This window comes from Jiangella ureilytica (assembly GCF_004348545.1).
Lineage (GTDB): Bacteria > Actinomycetota > Actinomycetes > Jiangellales > Jiangellaceae > Jiangella > Jiangella ureilytica.
The window spans coordinates 91,740-113,525 of the sequence record NZ_SMKL01000010.1 but is presented as its reverse complement, the minus strand read 5'-3'; the positions used below and the strand labels follow the sequence as shown (position 1 = coordinate 113,525).

General features: G+C 67.6%; 20 protein-coding genes and 1 pseudogene. 14 read left to right on the top strand and 7 right to left on the bottom strand.

Annotated features, from left to right (window positions below; genetic code table 11):
• Both E1212_RS30715 and E1212_RS06490 read left to right on the top strand, forming a co-directional pair.
• A partial coding sequence (locus E1212_RS30715; protein WP_162605355.1) for a DDE-type integrase/transposase/recombinase occupies positions 1-379 on the top strand: 379 nt, incomplete at its 5' end.
• A pseudogene (locus tag E1212_RS06490) lies at positions 307-912 on the top strand (transposase); the annotation flags it as partial. The gene E1212_RS30715 and the pseudogene E1212_RS06490, both read left to right, overlap by 73 nt.
• A 144-nt stretch (positions 913-1,056) precedes the next feature.
• Here E1212_RS06490 and E1212_RS06485 read toward each other — a convergent pair.
• From E1212_RS06485 to E1212_RS29285, 5 genes are all read right to left on the bottom strand, one after another.
• Positions 1,057-1,713 carry a class I SAM-dependent methyltransferase gene (locus tag E1212_RS06485; RefSeq protein ID WP_203416510.1) on the bottom strand — a complete coding sequence of 219 codons (657 nt, stop codon included), beginning with the start codon at positions 1,711-1,713 and terminating at the stop codon, positions 1,057-1,059.
• Positions 1,714-1,973: 260 nt separating this feature from the next.
• Positions 1,974-2,342, bottom strand: a complete 369-nt coding sequence (locus tag E1212_RS06480; protein WP_131980515.1) for an IS110 family transposase — start codon at positions 2,340-2,342, stop codon at positions 1,974-1,976.
• A gap of 234 nt (positions 2,343-2,576) precedes the next feature.
• A complete protein-coding gene (locus E1212_RS29290; protein ID WP_162605354.1) occupies positions 2,577-2,747 on the bottom strand; it encodes a hypothetical protein in 171 nt (56 codons plus the stop codon).
• A gap of 121 nt (positions 2,748-2,868) precedes the next feature.
• Positions 2,869-4,404, bottom strand: coding sequence for an Ig-like domain repeat protein (locus E1212_RS06475; protein WP_162605353.1), 1,536 nt, complete (start codon positions 4,402-4,404; stop codon positions 2,869-2,871).
• Positions 4,405-4,962: 558 nt separating this feature from the next.
• Positions 4,963-5,145 (bottom strand): hypothetical protein, encoded by a 183-nt coding sequence (locus tag E1212_RS29285; protein WP_162605352.1) that lies wholly within the window; start codon positions 5,143-5,145, stop codon positions 4,963-4,965.
• A gap of 9 nt (positions 5,146-5,154) precedes the next feature.
• On the opposite strand from E1212_RS29285, the gene E1212_RS06470 reads away from it, so the two are divergent.
• The 10 genes from E1212_RS06470 to E1212_RS29280 all read left to right on the top strand — a co-directional run bounded on the left by E1212_RS06470 (position 5,155) and on the right by E1212_RS29280 (position 16,827).
• The gene (locus tag E1212_RS06470) at positions 5,155-6,306 is read left to right on the top strand and encodes an ABC transporter substrate-binding protein (protein WP_162605351.1); all 1,152 of its coding nucleotides are present in this window, start codon (positions 5,155-5,157) and stop codon (positions 6,304-6,306) included.
• Between the two features lie 114 nt (positions 6,307-6,420).
• Positions 6,421-7,368, top strand: a complete 948-nt coding sequence (locus tag E1212_RS06465; protein WP_131980509.1) for a carbohydrate ABC transporter permease — start codon at positions 6,421-6,423, stop codon at positions 7,366-7,368.
• Positions 7,369-7,371: 3 nt separating this feature from the next.
• Positions 7,372-8,241, top strand: coding sequence for a carbohydrate ABC transporter permease (locus E1212_RS06460; RefSeq protein WP_131980507.1), 870 nt, complete (start codon positions 7,372-7,374; stop codon positions 8,239-8,241).
• Positions 8,242-8,351: 110 nt separating this feature from the next.
• Positions 8,352-9,884 (top strand): arabinosylfuranosidase ArfA, encoded by a 1,533-nt coding sequence (gene arfA / locus E1212_RS06455; RefSeq protein ID WP_131980505.1) that lies wholly within the window; start codon positions 8,352-8,354, stop codon positions 9,882-9,884.
• 170 nt (positions 9,885-10,054) lie between these two features.
• Complete coding sequence (locus E1212_RS06450) at positions 10,055-12,091, top strand: family 43 glycosylhydrolase (RefSeq protein WP_162605350.1); 2,037 nt, start codon at positions 10,055-10,057, stop codon at positions 12,089-12,091.
• A gap of 173 nt (positions 12,092-12,264) precedes the next feature.
• Positions 12,265-13,053: an IclR family transcriptional regulator gene (locus E1212_RS06445; RefSeq protein WP_131980501.1), complete on the top strand. Its 789-nt coding sequence runs from the start codon at positions 12,265-12,267 to the stop codon at positions 13,051-13,053.
• A 409-nt stretch (positions 13,054-13,462) separates the two neighbouring features.
• Positions 13,463-14,245, top strand: a complete 783-nt coding sequence (locus E1212_RS06440; protein WP_162605349.1) for a FadR/GntR family transcriptional regulator — start codon at positions 13,463-13,465, stop codon at positions 14,243-14,245.
• Positions 14,242-15,411, top strand: coding sequence for a mandelate racemase/muconate lactonizing enzyme family protein (locus tag E1212_RS06435; RefSeq protein ID WP_131980497.1), 1,170 nt, complete (start codon positions 14,242-14,244; stop codon positions 15,409-15,411). The genes E1212_RS06440 and E1212_RS06435 overlap by 4 nt, the downstream gene beginning before the upstream one ends.
• 23 nt (positions 15,412-15,434) lie before the next feature.
• Positions 15,435-16,355: a U32 family peptidase gene (locus E1212_RS06430; protein ID WP_131980529.1), complete on the top strand. Its 921-nt coding sequence runs from the start codon at positions 15,435-15,437 to the stop codon at positions 16,353-16,355.
• A gap of 304 nt (positions 16,356-16,659) precedes the next feature.
• Positions 16,660-16,827 carry a hypothetical protein gene (locus E1212_RS29280; RefSeq protein ID WP_162605348.1) on the top strand — a complete coding sequence of 56 codons (168 nt, stop codon included), beginning with the start codon at positions 16,660-16,662 and terminating at the stop codon, positions 16,825-16,827.
• A gap of 18 nt (positions 16,828-16,845) precedes the next feature.
• On the opposite strand, the gene E1212_RS06425 is transcribed toward E1212_RS29280, so the two are convergent.
• Entirely contained in the window at positions 16,846-17,493 is a 648-nt protein-coding gene (locus E1212_RS06425; RefSeq protein ID WP_162605347.1) for a DUF305 domain-containing protein, read from the bottom strand.
• A gap of 194 nt (positions 17,494-17,687) precedes the next feature.
• Between E1212_RS06425 and E1212_RS06420 the strand changes: the two genes are divergently transcribed.
• Positions 17,688-19,430: a hypothetical protein gene (locus E1212_RS06420; protein WP_203416504.1), complete on the top strand. Its 1,743-nt coding sequence runs from the start codon at positions 17,688-17,690 to the stop codon at positions 19,428-19,430.
• Positions 19,431-19,666: 236 nt separating this feature from the next.
• Here E1212_RS06420 and E1212_RS06415 read toward each other — a convergent pair whose 3' ends face one another.
• The gene (locus tag E1212_RS06415; RefSeq protein ID WP_131980491.1) at positions 19,667-20,047 is read right to left on the bottom strand and encodes a nuclear transport factor 2 family protein; all 381 of its coding nucleotides are present in this window, start codon (positions 20,045-20,047) and stop codon (positions 19,667-19,669) included.
• A 604-nt stretch (positions 20,048-20,651) separates the two neighbouring features.
• Between E1212_RS06415 and E1212_RS06410 the strand changes: the two genes are divergently transcribed.
• The gene (locus E1212_RS06410) at positions 20,652-21,728 is read left to right on the top strand and encodes an NAD-dependent epimerase/dehydratase family protein (RefSeq protein WP_131980489.1); all 1,077 of its coding nucleotides are present in this window, start codon (positions 20,652-20,654) and stop codon (positions 21,726-21,728) included.
• Positions 21,729-21,786: the final 58 nt, after the last annotated feature.

The following is a 21,786-nucleotide window of genomic DNA, read 5'->3' as shown; positions in this document are numbered from 1 at the left end:
CGGGTTCTGCTACGTCGCGTTCGTCGTCGACGTGTTCTCCCGCCGCATCCTGGGCTGGCGGGTGAGCACCTCACGAGAGGCCTCGCTGGTCATCGACGCGTTCCGGCAGGCCCTGCACACCCGCCACCGCGCCGACGCGGCCTGGACCACGACCGGGCTGGTCCACCACTCCGACGCCGGCAGCCAGGGTGGATTCAAGTGGTCGTCGCAACACCTCGATGATGGAGGTGTGCGGTGGGAGGGCCGAGGAAGCAGTTGCCGGAGGCGCCGGCGGGGGCGCGGCGGCAGTGGGCCGCGGATCGGGCGATGCGGGTGCCGATGCGGTCCCCGGGCCGGCCGGAGCCGTCGCGTGCGGTGCAGCGAGAGTTCTGGCGCCTGATCGCGTCGGGGGTCACGACCGTCGAGGCCGCCGCTGGGGTGGGCGTGTCGGCTCCAGTCGGGATCCGATGGTTCCGTCACGCTGGCGGGATGGCGCCGCTGAGCCTGGAGGAGCCCTCGGGCCGCTACTTGTCGTTCGCCGAGCGGGAGGAGATCGCGCTGCTACGAGCCAAGGACGTCGGCGTGCGGGAGATCGCACGCCGACTCGGGCGTGATCCCGGGACCATCTCCCGGGAACTGCGTCGCAACGCCGCGTCCCGGAGCGGGAAGCAGGAGTATCGGGCACTGGTGGCGCAGTGGAAGTCACAGCAGGCCGCGAAGCGACCGAAGACCGCGAAGCTGGTGTCCAACGATGAGTTGCGTGAGTACGTGCAGGAACGCCTCGCCGGGAACGTCCGCCGACCCGACGGCACGGTCGTCGCAGGCCCGACGCCGCCGGCATGGAAGGGGCTGAACAAGCCACACCGGCAGGATCGGCGCTGGTCGCTGGCGTGGAGCCCGGAGCAGATCTCTCACCGGCTGAGGGTCGACTTCCCCCGATGATGAGGTCATGGACGACGAACGGACGGTGACGTGGCCGGTGGCAGGTTGGAGGTTCGCATGAGTATTGACGGTTGGGGTGCGAACCTGAGCATCCTCGGTGCTGGGAGCGGGCGTGGAGGCTCGAGCTCGCCGTGCCTAGGCCCCGATCCTCTGCGCGTTGGGCAGAGGGGCGGCGTCCAAGAGGTAGTCGGCGAGGAAGCGATCGTCGCTGTACTTCGCCTCGCGGATCTCGAAGCCTGCCGCCTCGATCATCGGTTCCAGGAGCCACGAGTAGGTCGAGTGCTCGTCGCGCACGTGCTCCTCGGCATCTTCGCGGGTCCATTCGGTGTCGTCTGCTCCGATGACGGCGCACCACTTCTCGATCCGCTCCTCGGCTTCGCCCAGGCCGAAGGAGAACACGACGTCGGACAAGCGCAGGAGACCTCCAACCGGGAGCATCGCCCGCATCCGGTGCAGCGCGATGGACTTCCAGAAGTCGGGCAGGTGGTGAAGAGCCCAGCGGCTGTAGACGACGTCAGGTGCCACACCCTGATGCTGATACGTCAGGAAGCCGGCTTCGACGACCTCGAGGTTCGAGGCGCGGTGCCGGACAGACTCGCGCAATCTGGCCAGCATCACCGGAGACGGATCGACCGCCACGACTCGGCCGAACGTCCGAGCGGCCTCGAGGGCGAACTGACCGGTACCGGCTCCAAGGTCGACGAGCACGGTCTGGGTCCCATATCCCAGCGACTCGAGCAACGCAACCTCCTGCGCTGCTCCGGCATCCTCCTTGTCGTCGTATCGGGCCACGTGAGCCGGGTCCAGGTTCTCTCGGCCGATGGACGCCACCTCGTCGATCTGCCAGCCGGCCCGTGTCGTTGTCATATCCGCACGATAGCCCGCCCTTTGTACCTCACGACCCGGGCAGGACGGGATGATCGAGACTCCACCCGATCTCAGTCCCGGCCGCTGATGGTGAGGTCGGCAGATGCGGCGGATGTCTCCGCCGGTGACGTGGATCTCGTGCAGAAGCGGTCTTCGCGCAGTGCCCGGGGGCGACGAGGTCGACATCATCGGTCTTGACCCTGGACCCGCCGCTGCTCGGTGACATGGGCCGCGTTCAGCTCCAACAGCTCCCACCCGGCCGGCCACGCCGCCGGCGTCAGGAGCGGCTGGTGATAGTGGCCGGCCGCCTCGAGGCCGACCTTGACGCCTGTCTGCGGCGCGATCACCTCACCGATCCGCGCCAGCGTCGCCTCCAGACCCGAACGGGTCATCGCGACATCCACCGGCCCCAACAGCCGGTGCCTCTTCTCATCGGTCACCGACGACGCGACCGTGCTCTTACCCACGTCCACAGCCACCACCACCGTCGATGCGCGATCATCGACAGACATGGACGACCTCCGGAGGTCAGCCAGGAAGACCGGCGCGCCCACGCCAGATCCTCGAAGGAATCGGACCGATCCCTTCTGGCACCTCCGGAGGTGTCTTGTGAAGGACTACAGACCTCTATCAGCCGTCGTTGGTTGGCCGTAGGGCACGTGTGCGGAAAGGGGCGTGGCACCCGTCCGCAACCGTACGGGGCACGCAGCGGCGGAGTTGCTGTAGCGCACCCGGTCACGGCGCCACCTCGGCGACGACGTCGCCGAAAGAATCGCCGCCGGCCGCACCTACAGCGACATCGCCGACCTCGTGCGCCGCGCCGAGGTCCCCAGCCCGCCCTCGACGCGCTCGCCACCGCCGGCGCGTTCGCATGCTTCGGCCTGGATCGCCGCGCCGCACTCTGGAAGGTCGGCGGCCCAACCGGCGCCGGGCTGGCCGGCCGGGCCACCGTTGGTCATCTAACTACACAAGATCGCGTCGTACCCGGCATCCACCGACACCGATTCCCGTTCGAGACATGCGCCGTCACCATCGCCCGACCCGGACACGCTGGGTGTACGCCACGGCCGACATCTCCAACTACGGCGCATCATCCGTGGGCCCGCTGTCAGAGCCGTTGAAGAGATCGTCGCCCAGATAACGGGCCTCGATGCCCTCCGCCGCCCCGGGAAGGGGCGGGCGTAGGCGGGCGGTACCACGGGCGTTCAGTTTGGCGACGCCCAGGACCTCGTCACCACGGCGGAACTCCACGAGCCCGGTCGGAACCGCCTGACTGGTGCCCAGTGGTTCGACAGTGGCGGAGACATGGGTGACCCTGTGGCCGCGGGTCTCGACCAAGAGGGACGTCTCCGTGGTACGGAAGACGACGCTCTTCAGGAAGTCCTCGAGGAGCGGACGGGCGGCAACCCAGGTATGGGTGCCGTCCACGTTGTGTTCCACCACCTCAAGGCCATGGCTCCGCAGGGTCGCCGCCCGCGCAATCGAGTTCGGGCCGATGTTGCCGACGAAGTCCTGCAGACCCGTGCCCATGTGGATGCCGCCGCGCACACCTCTCATGTTCTCGACCTGGGTCGCGTTGGGGTTGCCGCCCCCAGCCGCTGCCCACAGGCCGTAGTAATGGAAGGTAGGTGTGTGGTTGTACAGCAGGCTGATGCCTCGTTGCGCGCCCATCGACTGCCCGCCGAACGCCCTGTCCTCCGGGAGCGTGGACACGTTGTACTCCCGCTCGATGAACGGGATGACGTTGTCTATCAGGTCCCGCGCATAGCCTTCGTCGCCACCCGGGATCCCGTTGAAGTTGGTCGCGACGATGACCATCGGCTGCACGTGGCCGTCGGCGACGAGGTTCTCCATGAGGTAGTTGGCGAGAGCCTGCACGAAGAAGTGAGATTCGTTGCCCCCGAAGCCGTGGCTCAGATAGAGCGTGGGATAGGGCACTCGACGGTCGGCGTCGTAGCCGGCGGGCAGGTATGCCACGAGGTGGTGCTTGCCCGGCGGATTCGTCGAAGCCGGCGAGACATATTCGCGGTGCTCGAACGTCCCGGTGAGCTCCGGCGGCGTCGGTGCATGGTTGCGGGTGTCGTAGGTCGGGAAGTCCGGGTGCTCCGGCACGAAGACCGAGCTCAGTGTCTGGGCGCCCGTAGGGGTCAGCCCAGCCGACCACGGCGGATTCGCCGGGTCGTAGTGATAGGTGCAGCCGTCGATGCCCGCAGGCCCCCCGCAGTCATGGACGAAGCGGTAGGAGTGCATCCCGGAGGGCAGCGGCGTGGTCCAGGTCCATACGCCATCCTCCCCCAGGGTCATGTCCGAGGCTGGGAAGGCGGGGAAGAACCCGGGACCGGCAGCGGCCACAGTGTCCCCTGGCCTCCAGTCCCATCCCATGCGGCCGTCTGAAGTGCGCGTGTTGACGAGGGTCTCAATGCTGGAGAACTGCCACTCCCCCCAAATCCGCACCTGCTCGACATCGTCGGGCGCCTTGTATCGGAACGTGACGGCGTACCCAGTGGGACCCTCGTCCGTCTTTATCACCTGGGGACCGAGGTCGAGGTCGTCGACGGTGTTCGCGACAGCTGGGGCGGCGGCTCCGGCGAGGAGAAGACTGCAGCCAACCGCCACCGCCGCAAGGCTCTGCGCGCGAGGCTTGTCGACCTTCGTCGTCCCCCCACGAGAGCGAGTCCGTGCGGCAGAGCGGCAGGCTGATTCGATGCGAGTGGCCAACCTCGTGATGATGCTTCGACGTTTCATGAGTCCCTTTCCTTCTCGACGGACCGGCTGACTTCAACGAGTCCACCTGTCGGGAGTGACATGGCCGCCTCGCGCATCGCGAACCTGTTGACCTCGAACTGGTCGGCGCGCGTACTCAGCACCTCCTCCCGCGCCATACTTATCAGACAGGTCGGACCGCGCTCCAGCGTGACAATGATCGCAACGGGACGATCCTAGGCCACCATCGGCAGGGCGTTCCTCAGGAAAATAGCATTGCTGGAAGCTGGGCGTAACGAAGAGGTAACGAAGCCTATCAGATGTCTTGACCGTGATCTGGGTCACGACTAGCTTTCGAGCTGTCCGATGACCCGGACGGGATCCGCCCCATCGGACGAAGTCGTGTAGCTGCCCTCCGCGGCGAACTGCGTTCCAGTCAGGTCAGGCTCAACGTCGAGAGGATCGAGCATGTTAGCGATCACAGGATTCGGTCGCCGTCGGCTTCGATGGAAGGCGGTCCTGATTGCCGGACTCCTCGTCGCCGCGAGCTGTGGGTCGGGTGATGACGACTCGGCTGCGGACGGAGATGGCGGCGCGGCGAACGGTGAGGCTCAGGACATCGAGCTCGAGTTCTGGACGTTCGTCGACGCTCATACCGACTTCATGCAGGCGCGGGCGGACGAGTTCAACGAGCAGAGCGACGAGTACAACATCATCCTGAACGCCTCGAGTGCCGACTTCGAGGACATGCACGACCGGCTGCTGGTCGCCCTCCAATCCGGCTCCGGCGCCCCGGACATCGTCGACATCGAGATTCAGCGCTTCGCGACGTTCCTCCGCGGAGACGTGCCACTGCACCCGCTGACCGACATCATCGACAACCACCGCAGCGAGTTGGTCGAGGAGCGGACCGCACCGTACCGGGCCGACGGCGTCGAGTACGGCATCGACTATCACCTCGGCGCGTGGGTCATGTACTACAACTCCGAGATCCTCGACGCGGCGGGCGTCGACGTCGACTCGATCGTGACCTGGGACGACTACATCGCGGCCGGGCAGCAGGTCGTCGAGAACACCGATGCCTGGATGGCGTCGATCGAGACGACCGACCGCTTCTCCGTGCTCGGCCCCATGTTGCAGAACGGCGGCGGGACCTACGACGAGAACAACGAACTCATCCTGGACAGCCCGGAGAACATCGAGGCGCTGCAGCTCATCTCCGACATGGTGCACGAGCACGAGATCGCCACGGCCAGCGCCGGCGGCCAGCACCACAGCGAGCCCTACTACCAAGCATTGAACGAGGGCCAGTACGCCTCGGTGTGGATGCCGTTGTGGTACGTGACGCGCTTCAAGGACTTCATGCCCGAGACCGAGGGCAAGATCCTCATCCGGCCGATGCCGGAGTTCAGCCCGGACGGGTTCATCAGCACGATGGGCGGCGGCACCGGGACTGCGATCACCACGCAGATCGAGGAGGACAAGCTCGAAGCGGCCAAGGCGTTCCTCGAGTTCGCCAAGCTCACCTATGACGCCCAGGTGTCGTTGTACACCGACCTCGGTTTCGACCCGTTCCGTAACGACGTGTACGACGACGAGGCCCTGACCGCGCCCGACCCGTGGTTCGGCAACGAGCCGGTGATGACCAACGTGCAGGCGATGTTCGACCGGCTGGCGCCCGAGTTCACCGGGCCTCGGTACCCGGAGGCCGTGCTCCAGTTGCGCGACGTCGTCGCCTATCAGGTCGTCGAGGAAGGCGCTGATCCGGCCGAGGCACTTCGCCAAGCGGCCGAGGAGATCCGCTCACTCGACTAGGGAGGCCGGCGGACGACGCCGAACGACCTCCATCTCCGTCCGTGGCTCGGGGCTCGTAGCCAGGCTGCGAGCCACGAGCGCGGACGGTATCAGCGGGACGGAAGGAAGCAGTCGATGGCGACCGACACCACACACGCCGATGCGCGATCCGGCACCTCCCCGCGCGGGCGCAAGCCGAAGAGGCCGTTCCTCCACCGTCCGGCAGTCGTGGCGATGGTGTTCCTCCTGCCGTTCCTCGTGCTCTACGTCGTCTTTCGTGTCTACGCGGTCGGCTACGCCGTGGTCCTGAGCTTCCAGGAGATCCAGGGAATCGGCTCGTCCGAGTGGACGGGCCTGGACAACTACCAGCGAGTTCTGACGGATCGGACAGGCTTCACGGCACTTCGGAACACCATGCTGTACACGATCGGAACGCTGTTGGTGCTGATCCCTGTACCGTTCGTCCTCGCCGCGATCCTGCGCTCGCGCTGGGTGGCACGACAGTCGATGTTCCGCTCCATCCTGTTCCTGCCGGTGCTCACCTCGCTCGTCGTGGTGGGCGTGGTGTTCTCCCTGCTGCTGTCCACGAACGGCTTGCTGAACGGCTTCCTCGGACTGTTCGGAGTGCCCGCACAGGCGTGGCTGGAAACCCGGCATCTGGCGATCCCGGCGATGATCATCATGGCCACGTGGCGGTGGACCGGGATCAACATCATCTACTTCACCACCGGCCTGTCCAACATCCCGAACGAGCTCTACGAGTCAGCTGCTGTCGATGGCGCCGGACCGATCCGGCAGTTCTGGCATCTCTCGGTGCCGCTGTCGAAACCGATCATCCTGTTCGTCACCGTCCTGACGATCTTCGGCGGATTCCAGCTCTTCGTCGAGCCGCTGGTCCTCTGGGGCTCTGGCGGTGGGCCGGGCCAAGGTGGGCTGAGCGCCGTGGTGCACCTCTACCGCACGGCGTTCACGTCCTTCGATCTCGGCTACGCGTCCGCGATCGGGGTCGTCCTGGCCGCGATCATCATGGTGTTCTCGTTGATCATGCTGAAGGCGTTCGGCTTCTTCGCAAAGGACCGATGAACGATGACCGTTGCCCAGCGAAAGCCACTCATCAGCAGCGGTACGTCTCATCGGCCGACGGTGAAGAAGATCGCCATGACGTCGGTGGTCGCGGTGATCGCGATAGCGTTCCTGATCCCGTTCTACTGGCTTCTGGTCAGTTCGCTGCGCGAGCCGCAGCGCATCTTCGCCGACGCGGGTCAGTTCTTTCCGTCGTCGCTCACGCTGCAGAACTTCCGGACCGTGTTCAACGAAACGCCCGTCGTCTCGTGGTTCGCGAACTCGGTGATCCTCACCGTGGGGTCGACGGTCGGCTCCCTGGTCGTCGTCACGATGGCTGCCTATGCGCTGGCGCAGATCAGGTTCCCGTTCCGCAACACGATCTTCGTGTCCATCCTCGCCTCGCAGATGTTGCCGTTCCATCTGTTGCTGATTCCCTTGTTCCTGCTGATGATCCAGCTCAACCTGATCGACACGCATCTCGGGGTCATCGTGCCGATGCTGGCGCATCCGTTCGGGCTGTTCTACATGCGCCAGTACATGCTCGGCCTGCCACAGGCGGTGTTCGACGCGGCGCGGGTGGATGGAGCGTCGGACTACCGGATCTTCTTCCGGATCGTGCTCCCGATGGTGAAGCCGGCGCTGGCAACGCTGGCGATCATCTTCGCGCTCGAGCAGTGGAACGATCTGCTCTGGCCGCTCATCGTCATGCGATCCGAGGGCAACTACCCCCTATCCGTCGGCATGACCACGCTCGTCGGCCTGTACCGGCCGCGATGGGACCTGGTGATCGCTGTCGCAGTCATCGCGGTAGTGCCGATCATGCTCATGTTCGTGCTCCTCCGAAAGCAGTTCATCAACGGACTCGGGCAGTTCGGCACTGGCACCAAGTGACCCTCCGCCCGCGGAAGAAGCTCAGTACGGCCCAGCGCGACCTGTCCGCGGTGCCGGCTGCCCTTCTCCGGCCACCGTGCTCCAGCCCGAACGATGAGGAGTGACCTTCGGTGCAAAGCGCAATCCTGACCATCGACCCTGAGTTCCGCATCGCCGAGGTGCCGCCGCGATTGTTCGGCTCGTTCGTGGAGCACCTGGGCCGGTGTGTGTATACGGGGATCTTCGAACCTACTCACCCATCGGCCGATGACGATGGGTTCCGAACCGACGTGCTCGATCTGACCCGAGAACTCGGAGTGTCCACGGTGCGGTATCCAGGTGGGAACTTCGTGTCCGGGTATCGGTGGGAGGACGGCGTCGGGCCGCGGGAGACCCGGCCGCAGCGGCTGGACCCGGCATGGCGCTCGACCGAGACCAACGCCTTCGGCCTCGGCGAGTTCGCCGCCTGGAGTCATCGGGCGGGCATCGAACCCATGATGGCGTTGAACCTCGGCACGCGCGGCGTCCAGGACGCCTGCGATCTGCTGGAGTACTGCAATCACCCGGGCGGCACCTACTGGTCCGACTTGCGCAAGGCGCACGGCCACACGAAGCCATTCGACATCCGTCTCTGGTGCCTCGGCAACGAGATGGACGGACCGTGGCAGATCGGTCACAAGACGGCCGCCGAGTATGGCCGGCTGGCCGCGGAGACCGGCCGCGCGATGCGGATGATCGATCCGTCGCTGGAGCTGGTCGCCTGCGGGAGCTCGCACTCGGGAATGCCGACCTTCGGCGCGTGGGAAGCCACGGTTCTGCAAGAGGCTTACGACCAGGTCGACTACATCTCGCTGCATGCGTACTACCACCTGCAGGATGGCGACCTGGCCAGCTTCCTGGCATCGGCTGTCGACATGGAGGCGTTCATCGACGACGTCGTCTCGACCGCCGACCACGTGCGGGCCAAGCGGCGGGCGAACAAGCGCATCGATCTGTCGTTCGACGAGTGGAACGTGTGGGACCAGACCGACTGGCGGGAGCAAGGACCTCCGGACGACTGGCCCGAGGCGCCACCGTTGATCGAGGACACCTACACCGTGGCGGACGCTGTCGTGGTCGGCAGCCTGCTGATCGCGCTGCTGCGGCACTGCGACCGAGTGACGGTCGCCTGCCTCGCCCAACTCGTCAACGCGATCGCGCCGATCCGCACCGAGCCGGGCGGACCGGCATGGCGACAAGCGAGCTTCCACCCTTTCGCGCTCACCGCCCGGCTGGCCCGTGGCCGCGTACTGCGCGTCGACCCGGTGGCACCAGTCATGGCGACTGCCCGCTACGGCGACGTGCCGGCGGTCCACGCCGTCGCCACCTACGACGACGACTCCGGCGACGTGGCGATCTTCGCCGTGAACCGGAACCCGGCCGAACCGGTCGAGCTCACGATCCGGCACGACGCGTTCGCACGACACCGGATCACCGAGCACACCGTGCTGTCCGGAGACGACCTCGCAGCGACCAACAGCAGCACGAATCCGGACCGTGTGATCCCCGTGTCCGTGCCCGTCGACACCTCCGGCCACGGCTCCGCACGGGCCTACCTGAAGCCCGCGAGCTGGAACGTCGTCCGGCTCACCGATCCAGACCGACCGCGTGACCGAGAGGAGTGAGCTGAGCATCAGCGACAAGGCCATGTACGCGCCGGGCTGCCGTTGCACGCATGACGAATGAGTGGGCGGGCCAACGCGGCAGATCAGGAAGGTAGCTGGTAATGCTGGCAAAACACGATACTGCAGGACCGCACCGGCCGTGGCGCACCCAGGCTGCGGCGATCCTAGCGGTGGCCGCGATCCCGGCGGCGCTGCTCACCCAGACCGCGACGGCCGCGGAACCGCCGAAGGCGACGGCCGAGGCAGCACCGGCGGACCAGGCCGGCGAGCTGATCGATGAGTCGCCGGGCCAGATCCCGTTGACCGGGTCCGTCTCGCTGCACGACCCGACCTTGTGGAAGGACGACGACACCTACTACGTGTCGGCAACCGGAGGCCTGGTGCGCAGCGCCCCGAGCCTCGAGGGGCCCTGGACCAACCTCGGCAGCGTGCCGGCGGCGGGCTGGGCACCTCACGTGCAGCGTATCGAGGACACCTATTACTACTACTACTCGAGTTCTTCGTTCGGCACGAACAACTCGTCGATCAGGCTCAAGACCACGAAGACGCCCGACGACCCAGCGAGTTATGTCGAACGCGGCACGGTGATCAGATCTGGTTCGCAGGATCCCGGCCACGCGACCTTCAACGCGATCGACGGCGCGATCTGGCCTGATGAGAACGGTGACTGGTGGATCGTGTGGGGCTCGCACTTCGACGGCATCATGATCCAGCAGCTGGGTGAGGACATGGTCTCGGTCGTGGGCGAGCGCCGAATGATCGCTCATCGGGAGAGCGATCTGTTCCCCATCCTCACCCCGGGGTGTCCGTATCCGCAGCCGAGTTGCCCGAACTTCAACCGCATCGAGGGGCCGTCCATCTTCGAGAAGGACGGCTACTTCTACCTGATGGCGGCCTGGGACTGGTGCTGCCGCGCGAACGGGAACGACAACACGTACAAGATCATCGTCGGTCGCTCCGAGAACATCTACGGACCGTACGTGGACAAGAACGGTGTCGACCTTGCCGAGGGCGGCGGCAGCATCATCCTCAACAGTCGGGTGGCGGCTGCCGATGTGACCCCATCAGGGCTGTACCGGGCTCCTGGAGGTGCGGACATCTTCGTCGAGGACGACGTGTACCACCTCGTCTACCACGCGTACCGGCCCCAGAACACACTGGGCATCTGGCCGATGAGCTGGCACGACGGCTGGCCGTACCTGAATGAACCGGACGGCGGCCCGTACGACCTGCAAGACGGCGCCCACTACCGGCTGGTCAACCAGGACGGGAGCATCAGCGACCCGAACAGCCTGCAGAACCCGGTCGTCAGCGACCGCTGCCTCACAGCGGACGACCGCAACGTGATCCAGGCACACTGCGACGACTCGGCACCGGAGCAGATCTGGGAGATGCACGCCGCACCTGACGGCACATGGCGCCTCCGAGGCATGGGCGCCGACGGCGAGCTCTGCCTCGCCATGGCGGACGACTCGGGCGAGATCGCCACCGATGTGGTGACCGCGCCATGCGACGAGTCGTCGGATCTGCAGAGGTGGAACCTCGACGACACCGGACACGGCTTCCATCGAGCCGTGTCCGAGGGAACCAACCTCGCCGTCGAGATCGAGAACGTCTGCGACCCAGCCGCCTCGTACAACTGCGACGGCGACATCGGCACCGACGTCGTCGGCGGCATCCGGCGCGACGGCGACCACACCGCGGGCAACCTCACCCAGGCGGCGAAGTGGCCACCGCAGCAGTGGAGGTTCACCAGGGTCGACGAGCTTCCGTGCTTCGATGTCGTGACCGGACGCCATGCCGGCCCGATGACCATTTCGCACGGCGTGACCTGCCTCGATGGCGCGACGGTCAACGGACCGATCACCGTCGCGGCGGGGGCGGGGCTACGTTCGGCGGACTCTCGTGTGTCCGGGCCGGTCCGTGCCACTGATGCGCTCGAGATCGAGTTCTGCGGTTCACGGATCACCGGGCCGGTCACCATCGCCGGCGGAGCCCGCGTAGCGCTCGGGAGCCCTCAGGACGGCTGCGACGGCAACATGGTCACCGGCCCGGTCAGCGTCACCGGGGTCCGTGGTGTCACCGTGATCGCCGACAATCGGATATCTGGTCCACTCGCCTGCTCGGACAACGAGCCGGCGCCCGTCGACCAAGGCTTCGCCAACGTCGTCCGGGGACCGACGAGCGGTCAGTGCGACGACCTGTGACAGCCGGCGACGAGTGATGGGCAAGAGTTGACGGTGGCGACCCCGTCGGCGGATCGGCCGGCCGTGGTGCGTACGCGCATGCGGCCGGCCGATCGTGGCCGGTCGACCGGACCGGGCAGCGATACGAGTGGTGCGCGGGCGCTGACGGGCCACCTGGGCGAATGGCGGTGAGGATGGCTGGACCAGGACGTGAGGTGCCCGCAGTAGCGCGGGCGCTGGAGCTGCTGGGTCTCTTCCTCGACGGGCAGGGACCGCGATCGGTCCCGGAAATGACGGCGGCGCTGGGACTGCCGCGTAGTACGACCTACGAGCTGGTGCAGACTCTCGTGGCTCGCAACTGCCTTCGCCCGACGGACCCGACCGGGCGCCGATTCGGCCTCGGTCTGCGCCTGTTCGAGCTCGGCAGCGCTTACGCCGAGGGAATCGATGTGACCGAGCAAGGCCAGCAGGTGGCCGACGACGTCGTGCGGCAGTGCGATGAGACCGTCCACATCGCCGTCCTCGACGGCACAGAGGTGGTCTATCTCGTCAAGGCCGACAGTCCGCAGGCGGTGCGCATGGTGTCGGCCGTGGGCAAACGTCTCCCCGCTCATTGCACCGCGGTGGGCAAGGCGATGCTCGCCGGCTTGAGCGACAGCGAGGTGGCGGCACGCTACGCCGGCCCATTCGAGTGGGCGCAGATGACTCCGCACTCCCTCGCGGGGCTCGACGCCCTGCTAGCGGAGTTGGCCAGGGTGCGACAGCGCGGACTCGCCTACGACGACTGCGAGTCCAACCTCGATGTGCGCTGCGTCGCCGCCGCGGTTCGGGACGCCAGCGGAAAGGTCGCTGCGGGGTTGAGCATTTCCGTACCGGTGCACCGGTCGGATCGGCTTGAGACCGCGCTGGGGCGCTACGCTGCCGTCGCGGCCGAGGAGTTGTCGGCGCGGCTTGGACATCGTCGATTCGTTGGGCGCCCCTGATGGCGACCGTGATCGGGTCGCTCCGTTCCGGCTGCGGCCCGCGCCGGGCCAGGTCTACCGCGGACTCCGCCACGGCCTCACGCCGCTGGCCCCCACAATGAGCAGGTTGACATGGAATGCGTTCTGGGCGCCGACCCGCAGCATTCCCGTCGCCTCATCAGATCTACCGTTCTCGGGCCGGTCCACATCTGTCCGTCGCCAGAATGTGCTGACACCTATCAGATGCGTAGCCGACCCTTTACGATCACGGGTGCCGCCGAGGTCTCCGCCGCCACCGCCTCCAAGCGGTCAGTTGACGCCGGATCCCCGCCCTCCACCAGTGGATATAGCGCGCACAACCTGATAGCGCCGATCCAATAACCGCGACCACCACTTGGAAGCTCATCAGATATCTGTCATAGTGACTCACGTGGCGGAGAGCATTGCGGCGAACAACCAGGACGGCGACGATCGATCCGAGCCCCTGACCGATCGAGCGGTCCGGCACCTCGAGGACCTGATCTTCGCCGGTGACGCGCAACCCGGTTCCGCGCTGCCCTCGGAAGCCGAGCTCGCGGCGCACCTGGGCATCAGCCGGCTCACCGTGCGGGAGGCTGTGCGCAACCTCAGCGCCCGCGGCCTGCTGGAGATCCGGCAGGGCCGCCGGCCGACGGTGTCCTTCCCCAACGCCGCACCGGTCAGCGGGTTCTTCACCGCGGCGCTGCGCCGCGACCCGCGAGCCCTGCTCGACCTGCTCGAGGTGCGGATGGCCATCGAGGTCCACGCAGCCCAGCTGGCCGCCACCCAGGCCAGCCGGACCGATCTGACCGCTCTCGAACTGAGCCTCGAGTCCATGTACCGGGCCGAGGGAGAGAAGGCGCTGAACCTCGCCGATGTCCGTTTCCACGCCGCTGTCGCCGCGGCCAGCGGCAATCAGATGCTGAGCTTCCTCGTTGAGGGCATGGAGGAACCGCTGCACAACAGCCGGTTGGAGAGCCTGCGCGGCTACCTCGTGCGCGGCAAGTCCATCGACGCTCTGCTCGCCGAGCACCGAGCCATTCTCGACGCCATCAGCTCACGCGATCCGGAAGCGGCGTCCGCGGCCATGCGCTCGCACCTCGTGCACACCCGACACGACCTGCGAACGGCGATCTCCCGCCCGATCGACCTCTCGACCCCGAACATCGATTCCACCGGCAGGGAGCTCGCGTGAAGATCACTGATGTCCGAAGCACCGTCGTCGGCACGCCGTGGCGTGAGCTGACGTTCGTCGAGGTCCACACCGACGACGGACGCACTGGTCTCGGCGAGGCACGCATGCTGAACAAGACCGACACGCTGCTCGCCTGCATCGCCGAGTTGTCCCAGCGCCACCTCATCGGCTCCGACCCGTTCGACGTTGAACGGCTGGCATGGAAGGTGTCGTGGGAAGAGTACGGCCGGGTCGGCGAGGTCACCGCCACCACGCTGGCCGTGCTCGACATGGCCTGCCACGATCTGATGGGCCAGGCGCTTGGCGTGCCGATCCACCGTCTGCTGGGCGGCACCATGCGCGAACGGATTCCGGCGTACGCGAACGGCTGGTACCAGGGGAGCCGCGATCCCGAGCAGATCGCCGAGCTCGCTGCCGCCGTGGTGAAACGCGGCTACCGCGGGTTGAAGATCGATCCGTTCGGCGCCGCGACGGCGGAGTTGTCCGCCGCGGAGCTGCGCCGGGCGATCGACATCGTCGGAGCCGTGCGCGATACCGTCGGCCCCGATGTCTCGATCATGGTCGAGATGCACGGCCGATTCACCGGCGCGGCGGCGGCCCGTATTGCCCGTGAGCTGACGCCGTTGAGCCCGGAGTGGCTGGAGGAGCCGGTCCCTCCGCACGACGTCGACGGGTTGCGGCTGGTGCGCGCGGCTACCGCCGTCCCCATCGCCACCGGTGAGCGGGTGCACACGGTGCCGGAGTTCCGCGAGCTGATCTCCGGCGGGTTGGTCGACGTCATCCAGGCCGACCTCACCCACATCGGCGGCTTCACCGGCCTGCGCAAGCTGGCCGGCTGGGCCGAGGCGTACAACCTGCAGCTCGCCCCGCACAACGTCTGCGGTCCGGTCGGAACGGCGGCGAACGTGCACTTCGCCACCAGCGCCCCAGGCCTGAAGGTGCTCGAGCACTTCAACGACTTCGCCGATTCGTGGGTGTCCGGGCTGACGACCGATTCCCCGACGGTCGACGCCGTCGACGGCGCGTTCGCAGCTCCGACGGCACCCGGCCTCGGGCTGCGGCTCGACCACGACGCGTGCGCCGAGCACCCGCGCACGCACGTGCACTTCAACCTCGTCCGCGAGGGCTGGGAGCGGCGCGACTCTCTCGCCGGGGCGCACTCGTGACGGCGCCGACGCAGGCCACGCCGATGGAGCTGGTGAGCCGGGCGGGGCTCCCCGGTGAAGACGCCTACAACCTGCCGGCCTCGGCACTGCGGTTCGCCGACGGCGCCGAGTACCGGGTCGAGATCCCCAGCGTCGAGGGCCCGGCCTGCCTCGACGCCGTCCTCGACACCGCCCGCACACTGGAGGTGCCCGTCACCCGAGTCTCACAAGGCACCGGCGTCGGACTCATGACCGACACCGAGCTGGACCGCATGGCTGCCACGGCCGCCGCCGCCGACATCGAGGTCAGCCTGTTCGCCCGGCCTTGCGCCGGCTGGGACACCTCGGCAATGGCACGCTCCGCGGCCGGCGCGGTGCTCGCACCCACCACCCGCGGGCAAGACCAGCTGGCCGCCGTCGTCGACGAAATCGTCCGAGCCGCCGAACACGGCATACGCAGCGTCCTCATCGCCGACATCGGCGTCCTGGACGTCTTCAGCCGGCTACGCGCCACCGGTGATCTCCCCGCGGACATGCAGGCCAAGACCTCCGTGATGCTGCCGGCCGCCAACGCCGCCACCGCCCGCGTCCTCGAGGACCTCGGCGCCAACACCATCAACGTCCCCACCGACCTCACGCTGCCACAGCTGGCCGCGATTCGGGCCACCGTCGACGTCCCGCTCGACGTCTACGTAGAAGCACCGGACAACATCGGCGGCTTCGTCCGCCACTACGAGATCGCCCGCATCGTCGAAATCGCGGCGCCCGTCCACGTGAAGTTCGGCCTACGCAACGCGCCAGACGTGTATCCGGCCGGCACGCACCTCGAGGCAACCACGGTCGCGCTCAGCCAGGAGAGAGTGCGCCGGGCCCGGCTGGGATTGGATCTACTGACCCGGCAGCGCCCGACGTCGGTGGGTTCGCGGCCCGGCGCGGCCGGCCTCGCGATCCCGACCATCCCATGACGCCCCATGTGGGTCGTACTCGATGGGTGTGAGTCGACCGAGGCGTGCTTGGCGGCGGTAGCTGGGTTCGAACCAGGTGAAGCGCCCCAGGTTCTCTGCCGCTCTGATACGGGTTGCGGGTCTTGGTTGAGAGCAGCGTAGTGGGCGTGCTCGTACTCGACGGGCGGGAACATCCCGAAGCTCGCGTGGAGCCCGCGGTCCCCGCCCGAGCGGCCATCATGAGCGCGACCCAGCGCCCCGTCACCGAGCTCGCCATGACTACCGGACTGCCCACCGACAGCCCGGCCCGGCGGACGATCCCGTCGTGCACCGCTTCATGGCCGACCGGGCCGGCGCCAAGTCCGTCCGTGAACTGGCCGGCGCCTCGGTCGTGATCGGCGTCTCGGACTCGCCGTCCATCGAGGACGACATCGCCCCGCGCTTCTTCGAGACGTCCACGCGGCACCTGCTCGCCACGGAACGCGAGGTGTGAGCGTGAGTAGCCGGTCGCTCAAGAGCCCGGGGATGCGGCTATCTCTGCCAGCAGGCTCTTCATCCGGGCGATCTCGATGCTCTGGTCGGAGTCGATGTGCTGGGCGAGCTGGAACAGCGCCGACTCCTGGCCGCCTTCGCCCCCGGAGAGCAGCTCGCCGACCATGACCAATGCGCCCTCGTGGTGGCGGATCATGTACAGGAGGAACAGCTCGTCGAAGTCCCGGCCGGTTGCGGCCTCCAGCCGGGCCAGGTCGTCGTCGGTCAGCATGCCGGGCATCGACTGGCCATCCTCGCCATGCTGACCGTGCTGGCCGTGCTCGCCGGACGCGTCGGGGACGTCCTCGCCCCGGTTCTCCAGCCACTCTTCCAGTTGCGCGATCTCGTCGCGCTGGGAGACGTCCATCCGCTCGGCCATCAGGGAGAGGTCGTCGCTACCGGCGCGGTCGGCGACGAGGTCGGTCATGACCAGCGCCTGCGCGTGATGCTGGATCATGCCCTGGACGAATGCGACGTCCGCATCGGTGTACTGGGGCTGGTCCAGCCCAGTGACCTCGTCGTCGGTGAGTGGTGTGCCCGTCTCGCCCGGCGGGCCGAGCTGGACGACCGGAGGTGGGTCCGCCTCGTCGTCGGACGTACACCCCGCGGCGACGCCGACCGCCAGCACGGCGAGGAGCGTTCGACGAGCGATCAACATCGGCAATGATCTCCCCAAATGTCTGAAATAAGAGAATAGTAGGCTTTCGCAGCTCAAGCCCGGATCGGTACTTCGGAGGTGGAGAGCCCGTGGCAATGAAGCCAGCAGTTCCCACGCGGAAACCGCGCATCAGACGCCGCCGCAGCGTCACGGTCATCGGGGCCATGGTCCTGCTCGGCGGCCTTCTCCCCGCGGCGGCTTCCGCGCAGGACGACGACCCTCGGGTCGGCCTCGAGCCGGGATATTTCCCCTGGTCAGAAGCCAGCAGCAACCTCGACCTGCTCGACAACGACCCGCGGGTGGCGCCGTTCGACGGCCCGCCGGGCAACTTCGGGTTCGCCAACTCCGACCTGGCATTCACCGGCGACCACGCGATCGTCGGCAGCTTCAACGGCTTCCAGATCTACGACATCTCCGACCAGACCAACCCGGTCCTGCGCAGCTCGTTCGTCTGCCCGGGCGGTCAGGGTGACCCGTCGGTGTTCGGCGACCTGCTCTTCATCTCGGTCGAGGAGACGCGTGGGCGCATCGACTGCGGCACGCAGGGCGCACCCGGCGCGGTGAACCCGGAGCGGTTCCGCGGCGTGCGCATCTTCGACATCAGCGACCTCGACAACCCGGTCCAGCTGCCTGGCGTGCAGCTGTGCCGCGGCTCGCACACCCACACGCTCGTGACCGACCCGGACGACCCGCACAACCTCTACGTCTACAACTCGGGCACCGCAGGGGTGCGCTCGCCGCTGGAGTTGGCGGGGTGCGAGAACGCTGCGCTCACTCAGGACCCGGTGACCAGCGGGAACCCGACGCAGTGGCGCATCGACGTCATCAAGGTCCCGCTGGACGCTCCCGAGGACGCCGAGGTCGTCAGCCGACCGCGGATCTTCACCGACCCCGACACAGGCGCCTTCAACGGCCTGCAGAACACCCTTCCTGGCGCGCTGCACCCGTCCGGTACGGCCTACTCGCCGCTGCCCAACACCAACACCTGCCATGACGTCACCGCGTTCCCGGAGGTCGGGCTGCTCGCCGGCGCCTGCCAGGGCAACGGCATCCTGCTGGACATCTCCGACCCGGTGAACCCGGTGCGCCTGGACGCGGTCTCCGACCCGAACTTCTCCTACTGGCACTCGGCCCAGTTCAGCAACGACGGCACCAAGGTCATGTTCACCGACGAGTGGGGTGGCGGCACCGCCGCCCGCTGCCGGGTGACCGACCTGCCGGAGTGGGGTGCCGACGCACTGTTCGACATCGTCGACGGACAGATGGAGTTCGCGAGCTACTACAAGATGCCCGCAGCGCAGACGTCGCAGGAGAACTGCGTGGCGCACAACTCGTCGGTCATCCCCGTGCCCAACCGCGACATCTATGTCCAGGCCTGGTACCAGGGCGGCGTCTCGGTCGTCGACTTCACCGATACCGCGAACCCGGTCGAGATCGCGTTCTTCGACCGTGGCCCGATCAACTCCCCGAACCCTTCTGGGCTCAACCTCGGTGGCTTGTGGTCGGCCTACTGGTACAACGGCTTCATCTACGGCACCGAGATCGCCCGTGGCTTCGACACGTACGGCCTGTCGGCGAACGAGCAGCTGACCGCGAACGAGATCGAGGCGGCCTCCGAGGTACAGCTGGACCAGTTCAACTCCCAGCTGATGTCTGAGCTGGTCGCGGCGCCGAGCTTCGCCGTGGTGCTCGCCAACCTCGACCAGGTCGTCCGGGCCGCTGACATCGATGCCAAGTCCGCCGTCAGGGTCCGACAGGCTGTCGACAAGGCCGAGGAGCAGGTCGACAAGGGACACACCAGGCCGGCCTTGGCTCAGCTGAACAACGCCCTCAGGCAAGTCGACGACTCTGCCGGCCAGGCCACGCTCAAGCAAGCACTGCTGGATCTGATCGACGCGCTCGGCTGAGTCACCGGGCCCACCGGCGGACGCGGCGCGCCAGGCATCACGCCTGGCGCGCCGCACCTGCCGCAGCGATTGCGCCGATGGCTGCCGGATCAGTACGTCAGGAGCCTTGGCGCCACGCGATCCTGCGCGGCGCGGAACAGATCGTCGTCGACCAGTGGCTCATGAGTGCGGTTCGCCGGTGCGACCCTCACTGAACCCGCCGGACCCCGCAGACCGGTCAACTGACAGACCCCCAGTCACTGCTGAGCAGGAAGGAACGCAGCGGTATCGAAGTAGGTGGCGAACCGGCGTACCTTGGCCTGGTCGTCGAAGGTCAGCACCGAGACACCGTCGTACTCGATCGACCGGCCGGCGTCCAGCCGAGCACGGGTGTGCCACTCGAGCACTGCGAGGTCGCCGCCTTCCTGGATCGTCGTGAACTCGGTCCGCACCTGGGAGAACTGGTTGCGGTAGCTGCTCCAGAACTCGGCCACGTCCTGCGGGGTGGACCTGTTGCTTTCGGATCGGACCAGCTCGGGCGACTCGGCGAAGCAACCGACGAGCTGGTCCCCGTCGCCGCTCTCCTCGAACTGTTGCAGGGCATCCGCGAACGTCTGGGCGCGGCCATCTGTGCTCATGAACGGACCGGTGCCCGAGTCACGGCTTCCTAAACAGTCTCTGCTGTCCCAGCCCCGGTTCAGTCAGACCTGCACCCCTCGGGCTTCCGGGACCGGGACGCCCGGGAAGGTCTCCGATCGTTCCCGACCCGGCACACGCCCGTTTACCGGAAGACACAGGCGTGTCTGCCCGAAACAGCTGGGTATGGAAAGACCCCATCGCCCTGGTTCGTCATGCACACCCCTGACTACGCCAGCGAGCGACGGAACTGAAGAGCCGACCCGTCCGGACCCGTCATCGCACCAACTCGACCGCGCGAACGGCGAAGTGAAGGAACCGCACGATGACACACGACAGAACCCCCCGGCGCCATCGGCGCCACGAGTGTCGTCCGTGGGACCGGCAAGGTCGCCATCGGCCTGGCGACGGGGCGGGAAGAACGGGACCGGCAGGCGACACCCCGACCACACTCGGTGACGCACCGCCGGGTCGCTGCTGTTGGAGCGCGTCGTCTGCAGCCCCTCGTCCGGCGACATGGTCCGGTCGGCCACGCGCGCCGCGTGCTGCCGGTCTCGCCGGACGGGACCGCTGGCCTGCGTCGGCGGCACGGCACGGAGGCTCGCCATGAGGATCGTCATCACCGGCGCGACCGGCAACATCGGCACGGCGCTGCTGCGTCGGCTCGTGCGCGCCGGCGGGCACCAGATCGTCGGTCTGGCCCGTCGGCTGCCGGACGACCCCGAGGTCGTGCCGGGCGGCGACGCGGTCGAGTGGCACGCGGTCGACCTCAGCCTCGACGAGTCCGTGCGCACACTCATCGAGGCGTTCCGCGGGGCCGACGCCGTCGTCCACCTTGCGTGGGGCTTCCAACCCTCCCATGACCTGAAGTACCTCGAGGAGCTCGGTGTCGGGGGCACCCGGCGGGTCCTCGAGGCAGTCACCGCATCCGCCGTACCGCACCTCGTGCACATGTCCTCGGTCGGCGCCTACTCCCCCAAGTCCGACGACGTGCGCGTCGACGAGTCCTGGCCGACCAGCGGGGTGCGCAGCTCGCGCTACAGCGTCCACAAGGCCGCGGCCGAGCGGCTCCTCGACCACCACGAGGCGACAGGCCACAGCACCGTGATCAGCCGGATGCGGCCCGGCATCGTCGGGCAGAAGACGGCGGGGAGCGCGCTGCTGCGGTACGGCGTACCTGCGATCGTCCCCGCGAAGGTGCTCGACCACATCCCTGTCGTCCCGCTCGACCGAGGCCTCCGTTTCCCGGTGGTTCACGCCGACGACGTGGCCGACGCGGTCGTCCGCGAGCTGGACCGGATGGTCGGCGGGGCGTTCAACCTGTCAGCCGAGCCGCCGATCACGACCGACCGGATCGCCGAGGTGCTCGGTGCGCGCCCGATCCATGTGCCGTCGCTCGTCGTGCGCACGGTGATGTCCGCGGCCTGGCACGCCCGACTCCAACAGGTGGACACCGGGTGGCTGGACATGGGGTTCGCGCTGCCGCTGCTCGACTGTTCGCGGGCTAGTCGTGAGCTCGGCTGGTCGCCCAGCGTCGACGCCGTGACGGTGTTGCGCGAGATCGTCGATGGCATGCGCGAGACCGCCGCGGCCCCAACCCCCGCGCTGCGGCGCCGCAGCGTCCCGCGTGCCCTGCGCGACTTCGTCCGCCGGGGGTCAGTGGGCCAGCGGAACCGGCCCTGACCACCGCCACGGTACGACTCGCGCCCCGCTTCCCTGCTGCAAGCCGCCCACATCGCCG

Coding starts and splice junctions, on each gene's coding strand:
- E1212_RS29290 (WP_162605354.1), bottom strand. CDS start 2,747: ATGACCAACGGTGGCCCGGCCGGCCAGCCCGGCGCCGGTTGGGCCGCC.
- E1212_RS29285 (WP_162605352.1), bottom strand. CDS start 5,145: ATGAGCGTCGACGAACGTCCAGAACTCGAGCTCGATGTCCTGAGCCTC.
- E1212_RS06470 (WP_162605351.1), top strand. CDS start 5,155: ATGCAGGCGCGGGCGGACGAGTTCAACGAGCAGAGCGACGAGTACAAC.
- E1212_RS06465 (WP_131980509.1), top strand. CDS start 6,421: ATGGCGACCGACACCACACACGCCGATGCGCGATCCGGCACCTCCCCG.
- E1212_RS06460 (WP_131980507.1), top strand. CDS start 7,372: ATGACCGTTGCCCAGCGAAAGCCACTCATCAGCAGCGGTACGTCTCAT.
- E1212_RS06445 (WP_131980501.1), top strand. CDS start 12,265: ATGGCTGGACCAGGACGTGAGGTGCCCGCAGTAGCGCGGGCGCTGGAG.
- E1212_RS06430 (WP_131980529.1), top strand. CDS start 15,435: ATGGAGCTGGTGAGCCGGGCGGGGCTCCCCGGTGAAGACGCCTACAAC.
- E1212_RS06420 (WP_203416504.1), top strand. CDS start 17,688: ATGGTCCTGCTCGGCGGCCTTCTCCCCGCGGCGGCTTCCGCGCAGGAC.
- E1212_RS06415 (WP_131980491.1), bottom strand. CDS start 20,047: ATGAGCACAGATGGCCGCGCCCAGACGTTCGCGGATGCCCTGCAACAG.
- E1212_RS06410 (WP_131980489.1), top strand. CDS start 20,652: ATGAGGATCGTCATCACCGGCGCGACCGGCAACATCGGCACGGCGCTG.